The sequence below is a fragment of the Paenibacillus sp. RC84 genome, from assembly GCF_041260495.1.
GTDB lineage: Bacteria > Bacillota > Bacilli > Paenibacillales > NBRC-103111 > Paenibacillus_F.
Map to the genome: position 1 here is coordinate 587,692 of NZ_JBGBYL010000001.1, position 17,610 is coordinate 605,301.

General features: G+C 51.7%; 14 protein-coding genes and 1 other annotated feature. Of the genes, 9 read left to right on the plus strand and 5 right to left on the minus strand.

Annotated elements, in window-relative coordinates; translation table 11 throughout:
* The first annotated feature begins 187 nt into the window (after positions 1-187).
* Positions 188-1,912, plus strand: a complete 1,725-nt coding sequence (acsA, locus tag ABH899_RS02710; RefSeq protein ID WP_369993777.1) for an acetate--CoA ligase — start codon at positions 188-190, stop codon at positions 1,910-1,912.
* A 197-nt stretch (positions 1,913-2,109) separates the two neighbouring features.
* Here acsA and ABH899_RS02715 read toward each other — a convergent pair whose 3' ends face one another.
* Positions 2,110-5,208 carry a transglycosylase domain-containing protein gene (locus tag ABH899_RS02715; RefSeq protein ID WP_369993778.1) on the minus strand — a complete coding sequence of 1,033 codons (3,099 nt, stop codon included), beginning with the start codon at positions 5,206-5,208 and terminating at the stop codon, positions 2,110-2,112.
* 145 nt (positions 5,209-5,353) lie between these two features.
* Positions 5,354-5,669, plus strand: a binding site (T-box leader).
* A gap of 60 nt (positions 5,670-5,729) precedes the next feature.
* Between ABH899_RS02715 and tyrS the strand changes: the two genes are divergently transcribed.
* Positions 5,730-6,995 (plus strand): tyrosine--tRNA ligase, encoded by a 1,266-nt coding sequence (gene tyrS, locus ABH899_RS02720; RefSeq protein ID WP_369993781.1) that lies wholly within the window; start codon positions 5,730-5,732, stop codon positions 6,993-6,995.
* 97 nt (positions 6,996-7,092) lie between these two features.
* Here the strand turns inward: tyrS and rpsD are convergent, their stop codons facing one another.
* Positions 7,093-7,698, minus strand: coding sequence for a 30S ribosomal protein S4 (rpsD, locus tag ABH899_RS02725; protein WP_326052483.1), 606 nt, complete (start codon positions 7,696-7,698; stop codon positions 7,093-7,095).
* Positions 7,699-8,015: 317 nt separating this feature from the next.
* On the opposite strand from rpsD, the gene ABH899_RS02730 reads away from it, so the two are divergent.
* From ABH899_RS02730 to ABH899_RS02750, 5 genes are all read left to right on the plus strand, one after another.
* Positions 8,016-10,031, plus strand: a complete 2,016-nt coding sequence (locus ABH899_RS02730; RefSeq protein WP_369993784.1) for a diguanylate cyclase — start codon at positions 8,016-8,018, stop codon at positions 10,029-10,031.
* 198 nt (positions 10,032-10,229) lie between these two features.
* Positions 10,230-10,943, plus strand: coding sequence for a TVP38/TMEM64 family protein (locus tag ABH899_RS02735; protein ID WP_256123701.1), 714 nt, complete (start codon positions 10,230-10,232; stop codon positions 10,941-10,943).
* Between the two features lie 50 nt (positions 10,944-10,993).
* Positions 10,994-12,109 carry an aminopeptidase gene (locus ABH899_RS02740; RefSeq protein ID WP_217557714.1) on the plus strand — a complete coding sequence of 372 codons (1,116 nt, stop codon included), beginning with the start codon at positions 10,994-10,996 and terminating at the stop codon, positions 12,107-12,109.
* Positions 12,110-12,212: 103 nt separating this feature from the next.
* Positions 12,213-12,461 carry an HPr family phosphocarrier protein gene (locus tag ABH899_RS02745; protein WP_369993788.1) on the plus strand — a complete coding sequence of 83 codons (249 nt, stop codon included), beginning with the start codon at positions 12,213-12,215 and terminating at the stop codon, positions 12,459-12,461.
* Between the two features lie 145 nt (positions 12,462-12,606).
* Positions 12,607-12,891, plus strand: a complete 285-nt coding sequence (locus ABH899_RS02750) for an Fpa/YlaN family protein (protein ID WP_009672628.1) — start codon at positions 12,607-12,609, stop codon at positions 12,889-12,891.
* 48 nt (positions 12,892-12,939) lie between these two features.
* Here the strand turns inward: ABH899_RS02750 and cax are convergent, their stop codons facing one another.
* Positions 12,940-13,983 carry a calcium/proton exchanger gene (gene cax, locus ABH899_RS02755; protein WP_009672652.1) on the minus strand — a complete coding sequence of 348 codons (1,044 nt, stop codon included), beginning with the start codon at positions 13,981-13,983 and terminating at the stop codon, positions 12,940-12,942.
* Between the two features lie 197 nt (positions 13,984-14,180).
* Between cax and ABH899_RS02760 the strand changes: the two genes are divergently transcribed.
* Positions 14,181-14,567 (plus strand): Asp23/Gls24 family envelope stress response protein, encoded by a 387-nt coding sequence (locus tag ABH899_RS02760; protein WP_009672597.1) that lies wholly within the window; start codon positions 14,181-14,183, stop codon positions 14,565-14,567.
* 109 nt (positions 14,568-14,676) lie between these two features.
* Here the strand turns inward: ABH899_RS02760 and ftsW are convergent, their stop codons facing one another.
* Together ftsW and ABH899_RS02770 are read right to left on the minus strand one after the other, a co-directional pair.
* Positions 14,677-15,858 (minus strand): putative lipid II flippase FtsW, encoded by a 1,182-nt coding sequence (ftsW, locus tag ABH899_RS02765; RefSeq protein ID WP_218228461.1) that lies wholly within the window; start codon positions 15,856-15,858, stop codon positions 14,677-14,679.
* Positions 15,859-15,870: 12 nt separating this feature from the next.
* Entirely contained in the window at positions 15,871-16,215 is a 345-nt protein-coding gene (locus ABH899_RS02770) for a YugN family protein (RefSeq protein ID WP_009672640.1), read from the minus strand.
* A gap of 136 nt (positions 16,216-16,351) precedes the next feature.
* Here ABH899_RS02770 and ABH899_RS02775 point away from each other — a divergent pair, with 136 nt between their 5' ends.
* Positions 16,352-17,590, plus strand: a complete 1,239-nt coding sequence (locus ABH899_RS02775; protein ID WP_369993792.1) for a M20 metallopeptidase family protein — start codon at positions 16,352-16,354, stop codon at positions 17,588-17,590.
* The last annotated feature ends 20 nt before the right edge of the window (positions 17,591-17,610 follow it).

Genomic DNA, 17,610 nt, shown 5'->3' on the forward strand with positions numbered 1-17,610 from the left:
AGCGGCGTCGGTAACGCAGTTCTCTCTATACTCTCTTATATCACATTTTTCGGCAAATTGAAAAGCAATAGGCAAACATAACCTGCTGTGATATAATATACATGGTGAAAAGTGCGCTTTTCTTCCTGTCAGGCACAAAGCATTCAAAAAAGATTGAAAGCGTTTCAATTGTCGGGAGGTAGGAGAAATGAACCAATTAAAAGGTGAAGTGGTAGATGCAGTTTCACAAAACGGCAACCTAGGCAATTACGAGAAAGCCCGAGAATCGTTCAATTGGGAAGAGATAGAATCCAATTTTTCCTGGTTCGATACGGGCAAAGTGAACATGGCTTACGAAGCGATCGACCGCCATGCCGAATCTTCCAGAAAAGACAAAGTTGCCCTCTATTATAGCGATCAGAAGAGAGACGAGTCTTATACTTTCTCTCAATTGAAAACGACATCCAATCAATTCGGGAATGTGCTCCGCAAGCTTGGTGTGAATAAGGGAGACCGTTTCTTTATTTTCATGCCGCGTACTCCGGAACTGTATATGGCACTTCTCGGGGCCATCAAGATCGGTGCGGTAGTCGGACCGCTTTTCGAAGCATTCATGGAAATGGCGGTACGCGACCGTCTGCAGGACAGTGAAGCTGTCGCCATTATTACGACACCCTCACTCGTGCACCGTATCCCAACGGCCGAACTGCCTAATCTGAAGCATGTCATTGTCGTTGGCGAAGATCTTGATCTTCAGGAAGGTCAAGTGGATTTCCACAAGGAAATGGCGCAGGCGTCCGAAGAACTCGACATCGAATGGGTAGACCGTGAAGACGGATTGATTCTGCATTACACATCCGGTTCGACAGGCAAACCTAAAGGCGTTTTCCATGTGCATAACGCCATGGTTCAACATTACTATACGGGCAATATTGTCCTTGATCTTAAAGAAGACGATGTGTACTGGTGTACGGCCGATCCAGGTTGGGTTACCGGCACATCTTACGGTATTTTCGCCCCTTGGCTTAACGGAGCTACGAACGTAATCCGCGGCGGACGTTTCAGTCCGCAGGACTGGTATAATACGATTCAGAAATACGGAGTGACGGTCTGGTACAGCGCTCCGACCGCTTTCCGTATGCTGATGGGTGCCGGAGACGATGTGGTCAACCAGTTTGATCTGTCCTCGCTCCGTCATGTCCTGAGCGTAGGGGAGCCTCTTAACCCGGAAGTCGTCCGATGGGGTATGAAAGTATACGGCCAGCGTATTCACGATACCTGGTGGATGACCGAAACAGGCGGCCAGCTCATTTGTAACTACCCGAGCATGCCGATCAAGCCGGGCTCCATGGGACGTCCGATTCCCGGCGTGGAAGCCGCCATTATCGATGACAGCGGCAATGTTCTTCCCCCTAACCGGATGGGCAACCTCGCGGTCAGAACGCCTTGGCCGTCCATGATGCGCAAAATTTGGAACAACCCTGCGAAATACGAAGAGTATTTCAGATTAACCGGCTGGTATATATCCGGGGACTCCGCTTACATGGATGAGGACGGCTACTTCTGGTTCCAGGGCCGTATCGACGACGTTATTAACACCGCGGGCGAGCGGGTAGGCCCGTTTGAGGTGGAAAGCAAACTGGTCGAGCATCCGGCCGTTGCGGAAGCGGGTGTTATCGGCAAGCCGGATCCGATGCGCGGCGAGATTATCAAAGCGTTCATCGCGCTTCGCGAAGGGTTCGAGCCATCCGATGAACTTAAAGCGGACATCGCCAAGTTTGTAAAAGAAGGTTTGTCTGCGCACGCATCTCCTCGGGAGATCGAATTTAAAGACAAACTTCCTAAAACGCGCAGCGGTAAAATCATGCGCCGCGTGCTCAAAGCTTGGGAACTTAACCTGCCGACAGGCGACCTGTCGACGATTGAAGATTAAAAGAGGAAAGAGCGGCCGTCAGGCCGCTCTTTTTGTTCTGCAACTGCTTTTTTCATGGGTACGGTTTCCGTTCTTATACAAGTTCTGCGATTCCGCTTGATAGAAAAGCCAAAAGAAAAGCCCGGAGCTGCCAAGCAATCAAGTTTAGCAGTCTCACGGGCTTTTCTTTTGAAATTTATCCGGTGCGGTCCGCGGGCTTAACGTGCCGCATATTTTACCGCGGAAGACAACCGTGACTCTCCGGCATCGTTCACGGCCGACACTTTGTAATACCCGTCGTGTTTTACGGACGAGAGTGCGTATTCGGCAGAGAGAGAGGCATCGATCTTTTTGTAACTTCCGTCCGCTTTCTCGGCATAGTAGACATTGTAACGTTTAACTTTATCTTTGGAAGAATTCTCGTTCCATTGCAGTTTTAATCCGCTGCCGCTTCCTTTCGCGGTCAGTCCCGCAGGAGAGGACGGTGTCTGCTTGGGATCCGATTCCTGGTCGGAACCGCCGTTCCCTCCGTTTTGGCTGCCTCCGTCTGCCCCGCTGCCTCCGCCTCCCGGAACTAATCCGGAGTCAATGGAGGAGTTGGAGCCCGTCGAAGAGGCTTTTCCCGGAGCGGATTCCCGTCCGGCTACGTCAACCGCCGTGACATAGTAAGATTGGGCGGAAGACGGGCTGACACTGTCCGTAAACTTGCTGTCGCTTCCGGTCATGACAACCTTACCCGTCTGCCGGATATATGGACCGCCGTTGTCGGAACGGTACAGCCGGTAGCCGACTACATCGTTGTTCCCGCTTGGCTGGAACGTGATGACCACGGAGCCACCCGATTTGGTTGCCGCCACTCTCGAAGGGGCGCTCGGATCGCTTCCGTCATCTTTGCGCGGGTCGATCTCGGAAGGCGCGTCCTCGTCGTAATCCTTCGGTTTGTAGAAGCTGAGCGGACGGCGGTTTTTGGCCGGGAGCTTGTTCAGAACCGCGGAAAGTTCCTTCAGCAGGGAATTGACCGACTTCTCGCGGACAATGACAAACTTGGATTTTACCATGTCGCCCGGAGTCTGATCCTGTGCGATATAGTTAATGCCGTTGTATTCGATGGTGTTCATCGATTTCATGGAATTATCGACAGTTTTAGGGATGTACTTCCGGTTAAACCAATCCGTCACCACGTGTCCGGACTGCCGGTTCAAATCACTCGGAAGTTTGCCGGACACGTCGGAAACGGTCGCCTGAACGACCGTAGAAGGCCGTTTAAACGAGGTGTCCGGGAACAGCTCGGGTTTCTTCTCGACGGCCGCGTTCATAATGAGCGACCACATGTTCATGGCACGCTGAGTTCCGGCTTTGCTGAGCTTATTCACCGGAAGCTCGTAACCCGCCCACACACCGACCGTAATGTTCGGAGTATACCCCATGAACCAGGCGTCGGCGTCATCCTGCGTAGAGCCGGTTTTGCCGACCACCGGTATTTTGCCGTAAAATTTAAAGCTTTTCTTGATACTTGTCGCCGTTCCTTCGGTAATAACGGTTCTCATCATGTCCGTAATCAGGTAGGCTGTCTCCTCGGAGAAGACACGCGTCGGCTTCATTTCGTGCTCATAAATCACTTTGCCGGTCGAATCCGTAATTTTCCGGATCATAAACGCTTCGTTGTACAGTCCTTTGTTGGACATGGCGGCATAAGCACCGGTCATATCCTTGACGGTCACGCCGTATTTAAGACCGCCGATTACGCCCGTTTGAGCGTTATAATCCTCTTTTTCAATCGTGGTTATTCCCAGTTTCTTGGCGAACGTCCAAGCTTCCTTAATTCCGACGGTGTCCGTGAACAGCTTGATCGCCGGGATGTTGTAGGATTGGTTCAACGCCTTGCGGGCAGTGATCAGACCGCTGTACTTGTGGTTCCAGTTCTCGGGAATGTGATAGCCTTTCGCGCCGTCCTTTAAAATTACGGGCGAATCGTCGATAATGCTGGCCGGCTGAATTTTGCCGGATTCCATGGCGGGAATGTATGCCGCAATCGGCTTCATCGTGGAACCCGGCTGCCTGACGGCCTGGATCGCGTTGTTCATCTGCGATTTGTTGAAATCGCGGCCTTCGATCATCCCGAGAACGGCGCCCGTTTTGCTGTCCATCATGACCGCTCCGACTTGTTCCTCGCCTTTTTTGGAATCGGTCGGGGAATAGTTCTTCGCTTCTTTGCCGATCGTCTGCATGGAGTCATAGATCGTTTTGTCTATGCTCGTATAAATCTGATAGCCGCCGCGCAGAAGCTGGGTATGCATAGCCTTGGATGCTTCGTTGTAAGCGGCCGCGTCTTTCTCGGGATCAAGGTCGGGATTCTGCTGCTTAAGAAGCAGATTGACGGCTTCCTTCTCGGCTTCAATCATGAGATAGGGGTAGCTGGCATATGCTTTTTGCTGGCGCTGGGCAAGAGAAGCTTCAATACCGAAGGCGAGTGCCTCGTTGTACTGCGCTTCGTTTATTTTGTTTTCCTCGCGCATCCGCTTCAGCACAAGCTTCTGGCGTGTAATCGCGTTTTTGAGTCCCGTCGGATTGGGCGCGCCGCTGCTCGTGTATGCCGAGTAGTTGCTCGGCTGTTGAGGAAGGCCGGCTAAGTAAGCGGCCTGGGCGACATTCAGCTGTTTCAGATCGTCGATATTGAAGATGCCTTTGGCGGCCGCTTTAATGCCGAACAGGTTATAGCCCGTAGCTCCGTTTCCGTAAGGGATTTTATTTAAATAGGCCAGCAGAATCTCGTCTTTGGATAAAAGTCTTTCCATCCTCAAGGACAGCAGGATTTCTTTGGCTTTACGCCCCTCATCCCGGTCCAATGTCAGAAAAACGCGTCTGGTCAGCTGCTGGGTGATCGTACTTCCGCCGGTTTGTACGTCTTCGTTCAGCAGTTTCTGCGTTACGGCACGGGATAAGCCTTTTACGTCAACCCCGTTGTGTTTGTAAAAATCGTTATCTTCAATCGCGAGGACCGCATCAAGAACGACTTGAGGAATTTCCGCCAATTCGGCAAGCCGCCTGTCTTCTTCCGTACGAAGCTGTCCGATAACGGCATCGTCGTTAAAGTAGACAAAACCCGTGATGGCGTTCTCTTCGATTTTTTTGCGCATTTCCTCTTTATTTCGGACGGGTTCGTTTTTAACAAGAGCGCTCACGTAACCGAAAGCGGCGGCTCCCCCCATAATTCCGACAACAAGAAATGCCACAAACAACCACTTAACCGTATGAAAGGTGACTTTAAGCGTCTTTCGGACTCCCGGATTTTGTAAAAAAGAGAGTTTTTTTGCCATATTACCAGGATTCCTCCTTTAATAACCGCCTCAATTATAGCACAAAGCCAAAATCTTGAATACCGCCGGGACTTTGGTCCTAAGGACTGCGGATTGACATCGTTTGTTTCTTTATGATATAAATTTAGGGAACTGGATATTAATCAAAAATGCGTCGATGGACTTCAGTAGCGGGAAGATGCAGGGAACAGAGAGCCGATGGCAGGTGTGAATCGGTGCCGGTCTCCTCAGCGAAATACCGTCCGGAGCAGAGATTGTGAACACGAGAGCAGCCGGCCGTATCATCCGGAACGGCTTACGACCGCCGCCTGGACAGGATCGAGCGGAAGTTTCTTTCAGTAGCTTTCTTCCGGGATCTTTCCCGTTATCCGAATGAAGTGAAAGCGCCTGCCCGGCCGTATGCCGGTGAAGGTGCTTTAATTAGGGTGGTACCGCGAGTTTAAAGCCTTCTCGTCCCTTGTGGACAGGAAGGCTTTTTGTTATGCAGCGAAAACTACAGCGATGAGAGGGATGGAAGCAAGATGACGATGAAAGACGTATGGGAAAAGTTGTCGGCCGAGCAGAAGGCCGAAGCGGAACGCCAGGTTGAGATCCTGCGCCGCGGAGCGGTTGAAATTGTGCCGGAGGAAGAATTGAAGCTGAAAATCGCCGAGTCCCTTGCGGACAACCGGCCGCTCAAAATCAAGCTGGGTCTGGATCCTTCCGCGCCCGATATTCATGTGGGCCATACGGTTGTGCTTCACAAGCTCCGGCAGTTCCAGGAACTGGGGCATCATGTGCAGCTTCTGATCGGGGACTTCACGGGCCGTATCGGCGATCCTACGGGAAAATCCGAGACGCGCAAGCAGCTGACGGAAGAAGACGTGAAGCGGAATGCGGAGACGTACAAAAAGCAGATCTTCAAGGTTCTCGATCCGGAGCAGACGACCGTTTGTTACAACTCGGAATGGCTCAGCCCCCTGACTTTTGCCGATGTGGTGGAGCTGTCCGCCAAATTGACGGTTGCCCGCGTGCTGGAGCGCGACGATTTCTCCAAACGCTACACCTCCGGTCAACCTATCCACGTGCACGAGTTTTTCTACCCGCTCATGCAGGGCTACGATTCCGTTGCGCTGAAATGCGACGTGGAGCTTGGGGGCACGGACCAGAAATTCAATCTGCTTATGGGGCGCACCTTGCAGAAGGAGTACGGCGTGCCGGCCCAGGTCGCAATCATGATGCCGCTGCTTGAAGGACTCGACGGCGTCAATAAGATGAGCAAAAGCCTCGGCAACTACATCGGGATCGATGAAGCGCCTAACGAGATTTACGGCAAAGCGATGTCCGTTCCCGACGAGCTCATGCTGAAGTACTACGAGCTGGCGACGGATCTGAGCCATGACGAGCTCAGCGCGCTTCGTGCGGGAATCGAAGACGGAAGCGTTCATCCCCGCGACGCCAAAATGCGGCTGGCCGCTACGTTTGTGCGCATGTACCACGGCGAGGAAGCTGCAAGTGAAGCGGAGCGCCACTTCGTTACGGTATTCCAGCAGCGTGCGCTGCCGGACGACATCGAGGAAGTCGAGCTTGCGGCCGGGGAGCTTGAAGAAGGCGGAATCCGCCTGGTGAAGCTGCTCGTAACGCTGGGCCTGCAGGCGACCAACGGAGAAGCGAAGCGCAGTATTCAGCAGGGCGGTGTCCGCTTGAACGAAGAGAAAGTAACCGACCCGAACGCGTCCGTAGAAGTGAAGGACGGCGATATTCTTCAAGTAGGCAAGCGTAAATTCGCGAAAATTAAATTAGCTTAATGCACGAGATATGCTTCCCCCGTACAAACGGGGAGAAGCACAAAAAGAGCCCCGATCCGGAGATCGGGGCTCTTTTGCAGTCGAACCTGACGGTTGACTAGGAAAGACGGTTGTAGAACTCGACAATTTGCTTCTCGTCGATCTCTTGCGGAAGCTCGGAACGCTCCGGCAGACGAACGTATTTACCTTCCAGAGCCGCTTCGTTGAATTCAACGTAAGCCGGGAGGTAGTTACGGTTAGCCAGTGCTTCTTTGATTACGGAGAGACCGCGGCTTCTTTCACGAAGACCGATCACGTCGCCGGTTTTAACCGAGTAGGAAGCGATGTCGACTTTTTTGCCGTTTACAGTCACGTGACCGTGAGCAACAAGCTGACGCGCGCCTGCACGGGAGTTAGAGAAACCAAGACGGAATACGAGGTTGTCCAGACGGCTTTCAAGAAGCTGCATGAACGTTTCGCCCGTAATCCCTTTTTGGTTTGCAGCAAAGCTGTAAAGGTTGCGGAACTGCTTCTCGTGTACGCCGTACATGAGGCGAAGCTTTTGTTTCTCTTGAAGCTGCATGCCGTAGTTGCTCAGCTTCTTGCGTTGTCCCGGGCCGTGTTGACCTGGAGGAAACGGACGCTTGAGTTCTTTGCCGCTGCCGCTCAGAGAAATACCGAGACGACGGCTAAGTTTAAATTTAGGACCTGTATAACGTGACATATGGATGTTACCCCTCTTCAAATGTTATTTTGGATAGATGGGCAGATCACGTGATAGTTTCGCCGGCGGACGCGAAGGGCGTCCTCTGAGAAGCTTGTTCAGCCGCAGGCTAATCAGCAGCGAAGCTATAGAGGGTGAGTCACGAAAATCTCCCGACAACCTTTTGTACTCGACTATTTATTTTATGCAAAAAAAGAACATATGTCAAGCGCGGCACTCTGTATAAACTCTTGGAAAAGATAGTGCATAACTACTAAAAATTTAGTATCATTAGGAGTATACTTCTTAATTATTCGGAAGTGGAAAAGGAGTTGTCTATGAGCGACAAACTTCACCACCCCTTACCGTACTATCCCGTCGAAAACGCGAAAAAGCTTGATGAATCAAGCCTGGAGCCCTATGTACTCCATCTTGGCAGGCAGGGCGGCGTTCTGTCGCAGCGCAACGAACTCTATCAGCTTTTCAAAGATTGGATAGGCCGGTCGGCTCGGTACCTGCGTATGTTTAATGGTTCTTTGGAACTATTTGATTCTTTCGGTCAAATTATCGGATTTTATACCGCGGAAAATTTTTTGCACCCTCTATACCGGGACGGAACAGCATGGACGGAGGAGCTGCTCGAACAAACCGCTTTCTCGCAGTGTAAGCGCCACCAGAGACTGGTTACCGTCGACGGTTCCAAATATAACGAAGGGGCGCTGCGCGGCTGTGTGACCTGCGCCGCTCCGCTGTACAGCCTGTCCGGAGAATGTGTCGGAACGATCGGCATCCTTGCCGGACCGGTTCAAGATCACGCGCTGCTGGAGGCGCTGCTCGAGTCTCAGATCCTGTCGCTGCAGCAGTTCAGCATGAGCGGCCATTGCGCCCGCACGGCGCTCGCCTTGTCGGGGCAGGTCAACCGCAGCGAGCGGGAGCTGCGCAAATGGGAGATGCTGTTCGAGATGACGAACAAGCTGCATGCGCAGATCGACGTTAATGCCGTTCTTACGGTCGTGATCGATTGCATCCAGGAGCTGTACCCGTTCGTCATGCTGGATTTGCTGCTTTCGCAGGACCATCATAACGGAGCTCTTCCCTTCAAGCTTCTCCGCTACCAGAGCGGCGAGGAAGACATCTGCGCCAAGGCGTTTCTGGAAGGCGAGCTGTTCGTCTACGAAGAAGAGTTGGGAGACGGAGTCCGCCGCAGGGAGATTGCGGCGCCTCTTTCGGGAAATCAGGGTGTATACGGAGTTCTTCATCTTAAATATACGTGCGATACGGTCGATCCGGCGGAGCTTTCCTTTATAACTCTGCTCGCGGACGCGGCCGGCACGGCGTTCGAGAATGCGAAACTCTACGAGCATTCCAATCTGCTGGTCAACGAGCTGCGGCTCATCAACGATATGACCCAAAAGCTGACCCAAAGCTTGAGCCTTCACGAAATTTTTGATTTCGCCTGCGGAGAACTTACGGATATCTTCAAAGGAGACTTCTGCTGCATTCTCCAGAAGGAAGAAGAGAAGGAGCGGCTTGTCGTCAAAGCGAGCAACTTTAATCCGCTGCATTACGAGCATCTCGAACTGGGGACAGGCTACTCGGGGCTCGTTTACGACCGGAAGGAAGCCATCATCGTTTCGGATTACGACCCGAGATTCCACGTTTCATCGAAACTGATGGACTTGTCGAAATCGAGATCGCTGATGGCGGCCCCGATTCTTGGAGGGGGAGAAGTGCTTGGCGTTATCCTGGTCGCTCACCGCGAACCCCACTATTTCTCCTACGATAACTTCAAACTGCTTCAGGCGCTCTGCAGCCATATCGGTCTGGCCATCACGAATGCGACTTTGCATGCCGAGCTCCAGCGGCTGGTCATTATGGATCAGCTGACCGGGTTGTATGCGCGGCATTATTTGAATAACCAGGTACAGGAGATGCAGAAGAAAGATTTCTGCGGGTCCCTCATCGTGGTGGATATCGATTATTTTAAACAAGTGAACGATACATACGGCCATCAGGTCGGAGACCAGATTCTTATGCAGGTCAGCGGTATTTTGGCTTCAAGTATCCGCGACACGGACATCGCTGCCCGCTGGGGAGGTGAAGAGTTGGCTGTTTATTTACCGAAAGTAGGAAAACAGCAAGCTCTTCGCGTCGCCGAAAGAATCCGGGAAAGAGTCATGAACGAGACGCGTCCGGGAGTAACCGTGTCCTGTGGGGTTTCGGACTGGTTCTGGGAAGATGATAAAATCAGCGTGGAATCCCTGTTTTACAAAGCCGATATGGCCTTGTACCAGGCCAAGCATGATGGCCGGAATCAAATCGTTATGGATCAAAGCCGCTCCTTCACCTCGTGAGGAGCGCTTTTTTTATGCCAAAAAAGGGACGGAGTCTAGGTGTGAGTCAAGGTGATATGTACCCTCTCGACATTACATTTATTACCATGCGAAATGCTTCGTGCGGATATCCGCCGGTTAAAAGGGTACATGCCGCGTAATAATGGGGCTCGCAGTTTACATCATCCCAGAAAATGTTACAATAAAAATGTCAGGAGGATGGCGAGTTTGAAATGGCTTACATTTATTCGTACCAAACGATTTGTTTATGGGATGACGATAGTGCTGGTTATCATTGCCGTTCTTTCGATCCTCTATAGAAAATCGGCCTGGAGGCATACCGGCGCGTCTATGGAGCAATTGACTCCATGGCTTATTTCGCTTGGCATGCTGGGCAAAACTCTGGGTATAGCCTTGGTCTATCTGCAAACCCTATTCCCCTTCGTACCGTTCGTGCTTATAGCGGGCGCCAACGTCGCGCTGTTCGGAATCAAATGGGGGTTTGTGGTGAATTACGTGATGTCGGTGCTCGGCAGCGTGACGGCGTTTATTATCGCCCGCTATTTCGCCCATGACTGGGTCGAAAGAAGACTGAGCTCCAAGCCGCTTGTACAGCAGTTTAACAAGAAAATGGAGCATCATGGTTTTTTGTACATCCTGATGGGGAGGCTAATTCCCGTCATTCCTTCATCAGCCATCAGCTTCGGCGCCGGTGTCACGTCGGTAACGTTTCGTCAGTTCGCTCTGGGGACGACGCTCGGCAAAATTCCGATGGTGCTGCTGGAATCCCTGATTGCCCATGATTTGTTTCATTTCAAAGCGTATAAGGGCAGATTATTCGTTCTGCTTGCCATTTTTGTTATTCTGATGGTACTCGGCAGTCTATTTAAAAAACGGCTGGATGCCCGGAAGCAGGACAAACCGTCCTCGTGACCGAAGGAAATTACATAACCAGCGCTCATTTCAAGGAGGCAACGAAGTTCATGCGCGACCCGAGAATTCAACAGCTTGCGGCCAATTTGGTCCAATATTCGCTTGATGTTAAGCCAGGAGAAAATGTATGGATCGAGATGTACGGTTCCGAACGGGAACTCGTCCGCTGTCTGATCGAAGAAGTTTATGCCCGCGGCGGTAAGCCTTACGTGGATCTGATCGACCGGCGCGTCCTCGGCTCCCTGATTAAGTCCGCTACGAAGGAACAAATGCAGGAGTGGGGAGAAGCCGATCTTGCCCGCATGAAAAGAATGGACGGTTACATAGGAGTAAGAGCGGGAGAGAACGTGAACGAGTGGGCGGATGTGCCCGAAGAGCAGATGAAGCTCTACAGCCTCTACTACCAGAAGCCGGTTCATCTGGAGCAGAGAATCAAGCACACCCGCTGGGTGGTGCTCCGCTATCCGAACGCTTCCATGGCGCAGCTGGCCAGCATGAGCACGGATGCTTTCGAAGATTTCTATTTCGACGTCTGCAATCTCGACTACGGCAACATGGACGCGGCGATGGATCCGCTGAAGGCTTTGATGGAGCGGACCGACAAGGTGCGGCTGGTGGCGCCCGGAACCGATCTGACTTTTTCGATCAAAGGAATTCCGGCGATCAAATGTTCCGGACAAAATAACATACCGGACGGAGAATGCTTTACGGCGCCTGTCCGCGATTCCGTAAACGGGACGATCACGTTCAATACGCCGTCGATTCAGTCGGGAGTTACGTTCGATAACATTTCATTCCGTTTCGAGAACGGCAAGATTGTGGAAGCGACAAGCAGCGACACGGCGCGCATTAACGAAGTTCTCGATATGGATGAAGGCGCCCGTTACATCGGAGAGTTCAGTCTGGGCTTTAACCCTTATATCCAGCATCCGATGAAAGACATTTTGTTTGATGAGAAAATCGACGGAAGCTTGCACTTCACCCCCGGACAAGCCTACGAAGAAGCGGATAACGGCAACCGGTCCTCTCTGCACTGGGATCTTGTTCTGATTCAGCGTCCGGAGTACGGCGGCGGAGAAGTATGGTTTGACGACGTGCTTATCCGCAAAGACGGACGGTTTGTGATTCCCGAACTCGAGGGCCTTAATCCCGAAAATCTGAAATAAGCCTTTTTGGAACGTGCAATGGAAAAAGTTGTTGCGTGTAAGGGGTTTCATCGTGTAACATGGAACTATATGACGACGTTGAACCGTATAGGAGGAATGCTTCATGCCAAGTGCCAACAATGCAGCGATTGTGGAAATTTCCCAGACTGCGAATCAGTTCAGATCTTCCATCGTACTGCAATACGATAACAAGTATATTGACGTTAAGAGCATTCTGGGTCTGTTCACGACGCTTCTGAGCTCCGGCAACTATGAGCTTCATGTTCACGGACCGGATGCGGATGAAGCCAAGAAAGCAATGGCCGAAGTATTCGCCAAGCATCAGCTGGCCATTCAAATCGTGCAAGACTAATCCGAGAAATAAGGGCGTCCCGTATGCGGGGCGCTTTTTTATATGGTTTGAAAAGGAAGGCAAAGGCCCTTTCTCTTGTAACTTGGCTTATTTTCGTCTATATTAGACTTAAGGCGTAGGAATCTGTACAGGGGGGAAAAGAAGTATGTCTTCATCGGATTTGCTGGTGAGTATGAACCAGAAAGCACTTAATCTTCTTGAAGAAGATGCATATAAAATCGAAAAGCTGATCGAAATTCAAATGGAAAACTTGACGACTCGTCAATGCCCTTTGTACGAAGAGGTGCTCGATACACAGATGTACGGATATTCGCGGGAAATCGATTTCGCAATCCGTGCAGGACTTATTCCCGCCAATGTCGGCAAGGAACTGCTGAATAAGCTGGAGCGTAATTTGGCGAAATTGTATGAAGCCTTAAATAAAAAGTAACCCACATCAGGCGGGTTACTTTTTTTGTTGATTCTATAAGGAAGTTCACTAGACGAGGAAGAAGACCACACCGAGGATCAGGTAAACCGCCAGCAGAAGGACCCCTTCATACCAGTTGGAGGAACCGTCCTGGGAGATGGATTTCGAGATAATAACGGCTACCCCGATGGCAACCAGCTCGTAAGTTGTGAAGACGATGTCCATGGTGTTTCCCATGAAGAAGCTCGAGAAAATAAGAACGGGAGCTACGAATAAAGCAATCTGGAGCGAACTCCCGACCGCGATCTCTACGGCGGCTCCTATTTTATTCTTCAGAGCCATCATAACCGCCGCGCTGTGCTCGGCCGCATTTCCGATAATCGCAATAAGGAAGGCGCCGACAAACAGTTCGGAGAGTCCGAATTGGGAAGTGAATTCTTCCAGAGTTCCGACGAGCCACTCACTTTCGAAGCCCACCATAACCGTGGCGAGAATAAGGAAGAGGATCGACGTCCGTTTGGACCAGGCCGGCTCGCTGTGTTCGACAACTTGATCGGAGAGCTCTTTCTTGTGCGTCACCATCGAGAAAATGAGCCACAAAATGTAGGCTACGATCAGGACGCCGGCCACGATCAGGCTCATCTGCGTCGTTTCTTTCTGGGTCAGACTTTTTGCAAACACCGCCGGAATGAATAACGCGATCACGGCAAGCGTCATCAAGGAGGCATTATGCGAGGCCAGCTTGATGTTGAAATTTTGTTCTTTAAACTTCAGACCGCCCGCCAGCACGCTCGCTCCAAGAACGAGTAGAAGATTACCGATAATGGCTCCCGTTAAACTGGCTTTTACGACATCGAACATGCCGTCTTTGACGAGAAAGAAGGCAATGATAAGCTCCGCCGCATTCCCGAAAGTCGCATTCAGGAATCCCCCCATCCGGTCACCGGCGTAGTGGGCGACACTTTCGGTCGCTTTTCCCAGGAATCCGGCCACAAACAGGATAGCCAGACACGAGATAGCGAACTGGATCGTCGTGCCCCAGTGCATATAATGCGCGACGGCACTAAGTGCGAATGTGACAATTAAACCGATGTTGAACAGGTTCTTTCTCAAAAGCTATCCCTCCGCTTAAGGCTAAGTATCTTACAGGTATGTACGCTCTAAATAATATACCCACAAATGGCAATGTTGTAAAATAAGATTTCTTCGCCATAGAAATAACCGCTTCTTTCCGGCTGTGACGCATTCGGTTGCTTTCTCAATTGCCAGCAATTACAATAAGGATAACGATTGCTGAAGGAGTGGTTCGGATGGTCGAAGAAATTCAAACGGGTAACATACGCATTTCAGACGATGTGGTGGCTACAATTGCCGGCCTCGCCGCTTTGGAAACACCGGGAATCGCCGCGATGTCCGGCGGAATATCGGAAGGATTCGCCAAACGTCTGAGCGGTAAAAATGTTCAGCGCGGTGTCTCTGTAGAGGTCGGACAAGTGGAAGCGGCCGTCGATCTTCGGGTCATCGTCCTTTACGGAAGCAAGATCCAGGACGTATGCAGAGAATTGCAGCTTAACGTGCGCGAAGCGGTGGAGAACATGACGGGACTCCGGATCGTAGAGGTAAACGTCAAAGTGGAAGGCGTTTCTTTCAAGGAAGACGAAGCCGCCTCGCTTGACGATCCGACCCGCGTGAAATAATCCGATTCCGGTCCGTCTGCCGGGTAGCGTACATACCAAAAAAGGATGCCCCGAGGGGCATCCTTTTTTTCTTGTCGCACAGACGGTCGGATCAAGGGAGAGGATGCTTCTAGCGGTATACCCGCGTAGTCTGCGTAACCTTCTCGACCTTCTCCTTCTTCTCCAGCCGGTTCTGCTCGCGGGAAAGGCTGAGCATGATCCCCATGCTGATCAGCGTGACCATCATGGACGATCCCCCGTAGGAGATGAGCGGGAGCGTAACCCCGGTCATCGGCAGCGTTCCCGTTACCCCGCCGATGTTGATAATGGCCGTAATTCCGATCATGGTCATAATGCCTACGCCGGTCAGCATTCCGAACCGGTCCGGACACCGGACGGCAATGACCAGTCCGCGCCACAGGAAGATGATGTAGACCAGCAGGAAAAGTATGCTGCCGATCATGCCGAGCTCTTCGCCGATAATGGCGAAAATAAAGTCCGTATAGGGCTCGGGCAGATAGAGCTTCTGAATGCTCTGCCCGAAACCGGCTCCGGTAATTCCGCCATGCCCGAAAGCGTAAAGAGACTGCATGACCTGAAAACCGCTGTCCAGCACATCGTCTTTGGGATTCAAGTAAGCACTGAACCGTTTCATCCTTAGACCGACATGATCGGAAGCGGATTTAAAATTAAACAGAAAATAGAAGCCGAGAAACACCGTAGCGGCCAGTCCGCCTGCCACCCCTAAGGAAAACAGATGCTTCACACGGGCGCCTCCTACGAAGATCACCACGCTGGCGCAAAGGATAAGAATAGCGGCCGAACCGACATCCGGCTGGAGCATAATCCAGAAGGCGATAAAAGCCGTAATGAGAACAGCCGGCATTAGGCCCTTTTTCATATGCTGGATATTGTCGCCCTTCTTGCTGATCAACTGTGCCAGGTAAACGATTACAGCGAGCTTGGCAAATTCGGCGGGCTGAAGGCTGAACGTTCCGAGCGGGAGCCAGCTTCTTGAGCCGTTAATTCCTTTGAAAAACAGGACGGCTACCAGCATGGCAATCACCACGAGAAAGCCGGGCTTGACCCAGTTTTTCAGTTTGCTGTACCGGATATTCATGCAGAACAGCATCAAGAACGTGCCGATAACGGCGAATAAAATTTGTCTGGTCGCAAAATACCAAGGATTGTTGAATTTGGTCGATGCGTATACCGAGCTGGAACTGAAAACCATCACGAGGCCGAAGCAGACCAATGCGAAGGTCAAGAAAAGAAGCAGAAAATCTGGCGTTCCTCTGCGCGGGGTACTCAAGTGAGTCTCCTGTTACGCCAACAGTTGTTGAAGTTGGGACAACTTCTGCTTCGCTTTGTTCAAGATCGCGTCCGGAATCGGGGATTCATAGTCGAGACCGTGCGGGAATGTAGCTCTTCCTATGTATGCTTCTTCGATGTACAGAATCGCGTAAGGAGATTCCAGCTTGCCGGATTCGGCACGTGTGTTCACACGCAGGTAGTAGTCGGATTTTGTCGTCGGGTCTTCCATTTTCAAATCATAAGTCGCACGGGTATATTCCCACTGCCCACGTACAAAACCGAGTTTGGTCGTTACTTCGTCGAGGTGGGCGAGATCGCTTTTCAGGCCTTTAAACCCTTTGGTTTCAATAATCAATTCAGACGCCTCCAATTTCTATGCATTCTTTAACCATGATAGTATGTTTCCCAACGTCTTGCAAGTAAGAGCAAACCCGGAATCGTGTAAAATTGTTGTCGGTTTGGCGATGAAAGACGTGGGAGGATTTGGTACAATGAAAGGAAGAATCGTATCAAACACGTGGGCGGGTGATACCTTGATCAGACAGGGTGAGGAACTGGATAAAGAATGGGAAGCGATGTACGAGACGATGGTGTCTTGGAGAAGGTATCTGCATCAGAATCCGGAGCTCTCTTATAAGGAAGTCAATACGGCGGCGTTCGTAGCGGAAAAGCTTACCGAGTGGGGGCTCGATGTCCGCACGGGAATGGGCGGTTACGGGCTGATTGCCGATCTTCAGGGAAACGCTCCCGGACCTTCGGTCGCTCTCCGGGCCGATATGGACGCACTGCCGATACAGGACGAAAAACAGTGCGGCTACGCATCGAAGGTTCCCGGTATCATGCATGCTTGCGGACACGATGCGCATACGTCCACTCTGCTTGCCGCCGCGAAAATATGGAGCACGAAAAAAGAGCGGCTGAAGGGCAGAATCCGGTTTATTTTTCAACATGCGGAGGAAGTTACCCCCGGCGGGGCCGCTTCCATGATAGAGGCGGGCGCCCTTGATGGGGTGGACGTTGTATACGGTGTACATTTGTGGACACCTTTACCGATCGGGGTAGTCGGATCGAACCCCGGAGCGATGATGGCCGCAGCCGATGAGTTTCACTTTGAAATCCGGGGCAAGGGCGGCCACGGGGGAATGCCTCATCAAGCGATTGACAGCGTTGTCATCGGTTCGCACACAGTCGTGAATTTGCAGACCATCGTCAGCCGGACGGTAAGTCCTATCGAGTCCTGCGTAGTCACGATCGGTTCCATAAACGGCGGAACCAACTTCAATGTCATCGCGGAAACCTGCAAAATGAAAGGGACGACCCGGACGTTCGATTCCGTTCTGAGGCTGCAGGTGAAAGAAAGGGTCGAAGACATTGTAGCTTCGACCTGCAAGATGTACGGAGCCGAGTCGGTCATGGACTACCGGCTGGGGTATCCGCCGTTGGTCAATCACCCCGGCGAGTTCGAACGGTTCCGGGAAGTCGCCTCCGGCATGCTTCCGGAAGACCGCGTTCTTACGATCGAGCCGGTGATGGCTGCGGAAGATTTCGCGTATTACCTTCAGCAAGTGCCGGGCTGCTTTATTTTCGTGGGAGCCGGGAACGCGCAGACGGGTGCGGACTATCCGCATCATCATCCGAAGTTCGATCTGGATGAGAGGGCGATGCTGACCGCCGGCAAACTGCTGACGCGGATGGCTCTGCATGTTTTGGACGAAACGGGGACACGCTAATTCCAGCCCTAACATAACTT